Below are 5,414 nucleotides of genomic sequence, written 5' to 3'. Positions count from 1 at the left end.
CGCATCTTTGCTCGGCGTGAAAAAAGAAGAGCTTGGAGACCGCATTGCTCAATTTTATACAGATTTAAACATTGACGGCCGCTTCCTGGCGCTTTCTGACCAGACGTGGGGGCTTCGCAGCTGGTATCCGTATGATCAGCTTGATGAAGAAACTCAGCCGACAGTCAAGGCGAAAAAGAAAAAAGCGAAGAAAGCAGTCGAAGAAGATCTTGATCTTGACGAGTTTGAAGAGATCGACGAAGACGACCTTGATTTGGATGAAGTTGAGGAAGAACTCGATCTTGAAGCCGACGATTTTGACGACGAAGATCTTGACGAAGACGACGACGATCTTGAGATCGAAGAAGATATTGTTGATGAAGATGATGAAGACTATGATGATGAAGAAGAGGAAATTAAATAGTATCAGATTTCATCTTCAAAACGATCTTGACTTTCATAGTCGAACTATGTAGTATGTATTTTGGGCTCTTCAAAAACGAAGAGAGAACATAGTACGTTATGCTCCCTTTCAAGAAATTGAAAGGGAGCTTTCTTATTTTCACCCCTCATTTTTCTTATAAATCATTTAAAAGGCTAAATGATTTTTTATAAAATAGTACATTTTAAAAATGTAGCTAAGAGCGAAGAGAGGAGCAAACGAAATGACGAAATATATTTTTGTAACCGGGGGAGTTGTATCCTCACTTGGAAAGGGTATTGTAGCAGCTTCATTAGGGCGTTTGCTGAAAAACCGCGGACTGAACGTGACGATTCAAAAATTCGATCCATACATCAACGTTGACCCGGGAACAATGAGCCCGTACCAGCACGGTGAAGTATTCGTAACGGATGACGGCGCTGAAACAGACTTGGACCTTGGTCACTATGAGCGTTTTATCGACATTAACCTGAATAAATTCAGCAACGTGACAACAGGTAAAATCTATTCAACAGTTCTTAAAAAAGAACGCCGCGGAGATTACCTTGGAGGAACCGTACAGGTCATTCCGCACATCACAAACGAATTGAAAGACCGTGTTTACCGCGCAGGGAAAGAGACAAACGCAGATGTTGTCATTACAGAAATCGGCGGTACTGTCGGAGACATCGAATCACTGCCATTCCTTGAAGCGATCCGCCAAATGAAGAGCGACATCGGCCGTGAAAACGTAATGTACATCCACTGTACGCTCGTGCCTTACATTAAAGCTGCTGGCGAATTAAAAACAAAACCGACACAGCACAGCGTAAAAGAATTGCGCAGCTTGGGCATTCAGCCAAACATCATCGTCGTTCGTACAGAAATGCCGATTTCTCAAGATATGAAAGATAAAATCGCGCTTTTCTGCGACATTGATACAAAAGCGGTTATTGAATGTGAAGATGCGGACAACCTTTACTCCATTCCGCTGGAGCTTCAAAAACAAGGGCTTGATAAGCTTGTTTGCGAGCACATGAAATTGGCATGCAAAGAAGCGGAAATGTCCGAGTGGAAAGAGCTTGTTAACAAAGTCAGCAACCTGTCTCAAACGATTACAATCGGCCTTGTCGGCAAATACGTTGAGCTTCCTGACGCATACATTTCTGTTGTCGAGTCTCTCCGCCATGCGGGCTATGCGTTTGACACAGATGTAAAAGTGAAGTGGATCAACGCAGAAGAAGTGACAGAAAACAATATCGCAGAACTCACAAGCGGAACAGACGGCATCATTGTGCCGGGCGGATTCGGAGACCGCGGTGTTGAAGGCAAAATCGTCGCGACAAAATACGCGCGCGAAAACAACATTCCGTTCTTGGGCATTTGCTTGGGCATGCAGGTGGCGTCTATTGAATACGCACGAAATGTATTGGGCTTAAAAGGCGCTCACTCAGCGGAAATTGATCCGTCAACTCAATACCCGATCATTGATCTTCTTCCTGAACAAAAGGATGTTGAGGATCTTGGGGGAACGCTTCGTCTCGGCCTTTACCCTTGTAAGCTTGAAGAAGGCACGAAAGCCTTTGAAGTGTATCAGGATGAAGTGGTGTACGAGCGCCACCGCCACCGCTATGAGTTTAACAATGAATTCAGACAGCAAATGGAAGAGCAAGGCTTCGTATTCTCAGGCACAAGCCCTGATGGACGCCTTGTTGAAATCATCGAGCTGAAAGACCACCCTTGGTTCGTGGCTTCTCAGTTCCACCCAGAGTTCAAGTCAAGACCGACAAGACCTCAGCCTCTCTTCAAAGGCTTTATCGGAGCGTCTGTCGAAGCTGCAAATCAGAAGTAATAAAAAAGACTTGCCGTTTGTCAAAAGCGGGCAAGTCTTTTTTATTTGTTTCCGGCAAGTTCCAGCATGTACAATAAGATATTATGCATACTCTTGCAGAATTTCTTTTAGTGTAAACGATAAAGCGTGATAGACATACAGTGCTGTCATTAAAGAGGGAAACCCGTAACGGGTGCCGTCTTCATCGGGAACAAGCGGCATTTTTAATTTAGAATCAATATGCACATCACAATACTGTTCTATTCCCGCACTGTCTTTGGCTGCGGGCGATACGCATACGACTCCCGCACCTTTTTCATAAAGCTCTTTTGCGAGAGACTGTTCTTCGGCTGTGCCCGTCCCTGAGCAAAACATCAGCACCCTGTCGCTTTCTGTCACTTCCTCAGCGCTTTCTGGAAAGGCTTTGACAGATGGGAAGGGTTCTTTGCTTTCGGTGGCCTCAAAAAAGACGCCCTGAAGCTCATTCGCTCCGTATAAATAAATGGAATGCCCGCTGATCACCGCTTGAGCAAGCAGCCGCGCCCCATCTTCAATCGCGTCAGATTCCTTATCCTGAATGCGGGAAAAAATACCTGTTAACTGCGTCGTGAATATTTTCAACATAAGTGAATCCTCCTTTATAACGTACAATATCAGTATACAACAAAAGAGAAAATGCTCAGAAAATGTCGTAAAGTAGACTATTATAATTAAAGGAAATAGGAAAATCAAACAGAATACATACAATACTGCTTACTTTTGACGAAAATCATAATATTGGGGTGTAAAATGATGAATGAAAAAATTTTAATCGTTGATGATCAATACGGCATTCGTATTTTGCTAAATGAAGTGTTCAATAAAGAAGGCTACCAGACGTTTCAGGCTGCGAACGGCTTGCAGGCGCTTGACATTGTGACAAAAGAACGGCCCGACCTTGTGCTGTTGGACATGAAAATTCCCGGCATGGACGGAATCGAAATCTTAAAACGGATGAAGGTCATTGACGAAAACATCCGGGTCATTATCATGACGGCATACGGAGAGCTCGACATGATCCAGGAATCGAAGGAATTGGGCGCCCTGACGCACTTTGCCAAGCCGTTTGACATCGACGAAATCAGAGACGCCGTCAAAAAATATCTGCCCCTGAAGTCTAACTGACAAAAAGAAGAAACAAATGAATCATGTCATTATGTTGCCGATTTGTCGAAAAGTTGGTATCCTAGTTATGGAGAAAAAGCGATCTGAGTATTTACATATGACAGCAATATATGGGTCATGCTAGGGTGGAAAGCTTTTTTCGCTAGAAGACAATCAGGCTACATAAGGAGGACATTCGACATGCCTTTAGTTTCTATGACGGAAATGTTGAATACAGCTAAAGAAAAAGGGTACGCTGTAGGACAATTTAACTTAAACAACCTTGAGTTTACTCAAGCGATTTTACAAGCAGCTGAAGAAGAAAAATCTCCAGTGATCCTTGGTGTTTCCGAAGGTGCGGGACGCTACATGGGCGGCTTCAAAACAGTCGTTGCTATGGTAAAAGCACTTATGGAAGAGTACAAAGTGACAGTTCCTGTTGCGATTCACTTAGACCACGGTTCAAGCTTTGAATCTTGTGCGAAAGCGATTCATGCAGGTTTCACATCTGTAATGATCGACGCTTCTCACCATCCATTTGAAGAAAACGTAGCAACAACTGCTAAAGTTGTTGAGCTTGCTCATTTCCACGGAGTATCTGTAGAAGCTGAGCTTGGAACAGTAGGCGGACAAGAAGATGACGTTATCGCTGAAGGCGTAATCTACGCTGATCCTAAAGAGTGCCAAGAGCTTGTTGAGCGCACTGGCATCGACTGCCTTGCACCTGCATTAGGTTCTGTTCACGGCCCTTACAAAGGTGAGCCAAACCTTGGCTTCAAAGAAATGGAAGAGATCGGAAAATCAACTGGTCTTCCGCTAGTTCTTCACGGCGGTACTGGAATTCCGACTGCTGACATCAAAAAATCAATTTCACTTGGTACAGCTAAAATCAACGTGAATACTGAAAACCAAATTTCTTCTGCAAAAGCTGTTCGCGAAACATTGGCAGCTAAGCCTGACGAGTACGATCCACGTAAATACCTTGGACCAGCTCGTGAAGCGATCAAAGAAACAGTTATCGGTAAAATGCGTGAATTTGGTTCTTCAAACCAAGCTTAATTCAATTGGAACTTTTTATAGCCGCCTGACAGCTTGACAGGCGGTTTTCCGTCTATCTTTAGAAAGCGCAATCATATTCGCAGTTCAGAAAATTTCTTAATCAGGGAGGCTTTTTGAAAATGTTATTCTTTGTTGATACAGCCAATATCGATGAAATTAGAGAAGCGAATGAATTAGGAATTCTCGCCGGTGTAACGACGAATCCTAGTTTAGTAGCAAAGGAAGCTAACGTATCATTCCACGACCGTCTTCGCGAGATCACAGACGTCGTGAAAGGGTCTGTAAGCGCAGAGGTTATTTCTTTGAAAGCTGAGGAAATGATCGAGGAAGGAAAAGAACTGGCGAAGATCGCTCCGAACATTACGGTGAAAATCCCAATGACGTCTGACGGTTTAAAAGCGGTAAGAGCACTTACTGACTTAGGCATCAAAACAAACGTTACATTGATCTTCAATGCCAACCAGGCGCTTCTTGCTGCCAGAGCGGGGGCAACATATGTCTCTCCATTCCTGGGACGTTTAGATGACATCGGCCACAACGGGCTTGACCTGATTTCAGAAGTTAAACAGATTTTTGATATTCACGGCCTTGACACGCAAATCATTGCAGCGTCAATCCGCCATCCGCAGCACGTGACAGAAGCTGCTCTTAGAGGGGCTCATATCGGCACAATGCCGCTGAAAGTCATTCATGCGCTCACTAAACACCCGTTAACAGACAAAGGAATCGAACAATTCCTGGCAGACTGGAACAAATAATGAAAGGGGCGGCAAACAGCTTTATGCCTGTTTGCCGCGGCCTTTGTATTTCACCGACCTGATACAGCGGATCTTCAGATGCTGACGCCGCTTTACAGAGAAGGAATCATTGGGCTGCAGAAGCTGATATCGGAATGAAGGGTATGCGTACTGCTTTTGCCGGATGACGACGATGTCTCTCGAGCCGGCGGGTCTCTGTGCATCTTTTGAAACCTGTACCCCC

The 5,414-nt window shown here is 44.4% G+C and carries 7 protein-coding genes; 5 read left to right on the top strand and 2 right to left on the bottom strand.

The features are described 5' to 3' along the window. Both rpoE and pyrG read left to right on the top strand, forming a co-directional pair. A partial coding sequence (gene rpoE, locus RAC86_RS34680) for a DNA-directed RNA polymerase subunit delta (protein ID WP_377886630.1) occupies positions 1-403 on the top strand: 403 nt, incomplete at its 5' end. A gap of 241 nt (positions 404-644) precedes the next feature. Beyond that, positions 645-2,252: a glutamine hydrolyzing CTP synthase gene (gene pyrG, locus RAC86_RS34675; RefSeq protein WP_003227612.1), complete on the top strand. Its 1,608-nt coding sequence runs from the start codon at positions 645-647 to the stop codon at positions 2,250-2,252. A gap of 81 nt (positions 2,253-2,333) precedes the next feature. Here the strand turns inward: pyrG and RAC86_RS34670 are convergent, their stop codons facing one another. Next, entirely contained in the window at positions 2,334-2,855 is a 522-nt protein-coding gene (locus RAC86_RS34670) for a DUF2529 domain-containing protein (RefSeq protein ID WP_042975489.1), read from the bottom strand. Positions 2,856-3,020: 165 nt separating this feature from the next. Here RAC86_RS34670 and spo0F point away from each other — a divergent pair, with 165 nt between their 5' ends. The 3 genes from spo0F (at position 3,021) to fsa (ending at position 5,191) form a co-directional block, all read left to right on the top strand. Next, complete coding sequence (spo0F, locus tag RAC86_RS34665) at positions 3,021-3,395, top strand: sporulation initiation phosphotransferase Spo0F (protein WP_003227621.1); 375 nt, start codon at positions 3,021-3,023, stop codon at positions 3,393-3,395. Positions 3,396-3,575: 180 nt separating this feature from the next. Then, positions 3,576-4,433, top strand: coding sequence for a class II fructose-bisphosphate aldolase (locus tag RAC86_RS34660; protein ID WP_003243339.1), 858 nt, complete (start codon positions 3,576-3,578; stop codon positions 4,431-4,433). A gap of 119 nt (positions 4,434-4,552) precedes the next feature. Beyond that, a complete protein-coding gene (fsa, locus tag RAC86_RS34655; RefSeq protein ID WP_003227626.1) occupies positions 4,553-5,191 on the top strand; it encodes a fructose-6-phosphate aldolase in 639 nt (212 codons plus the stop codon). A 21-nt stretch (positions 5,192-5,212) separates the two neighbouring features. Here the strand turns inward: fsa and RAC86_RS34650 are convergent. Beyond that, positions 5,213-5,414 (bottom strand): hypothetical protein (locus RAC86_RS34650; RefSeq protein WP_377886629.1); only part of this gene is annotated, 202 nt, incomplete at its 5' end.

Source organism: Bacillus sp. LR_5, from assembly GCF_042709275.1.
Note: the sequence above shows the minus strand (reverse complement) of the source record. Positions and strands in the feature narration are given on the sequence as shown.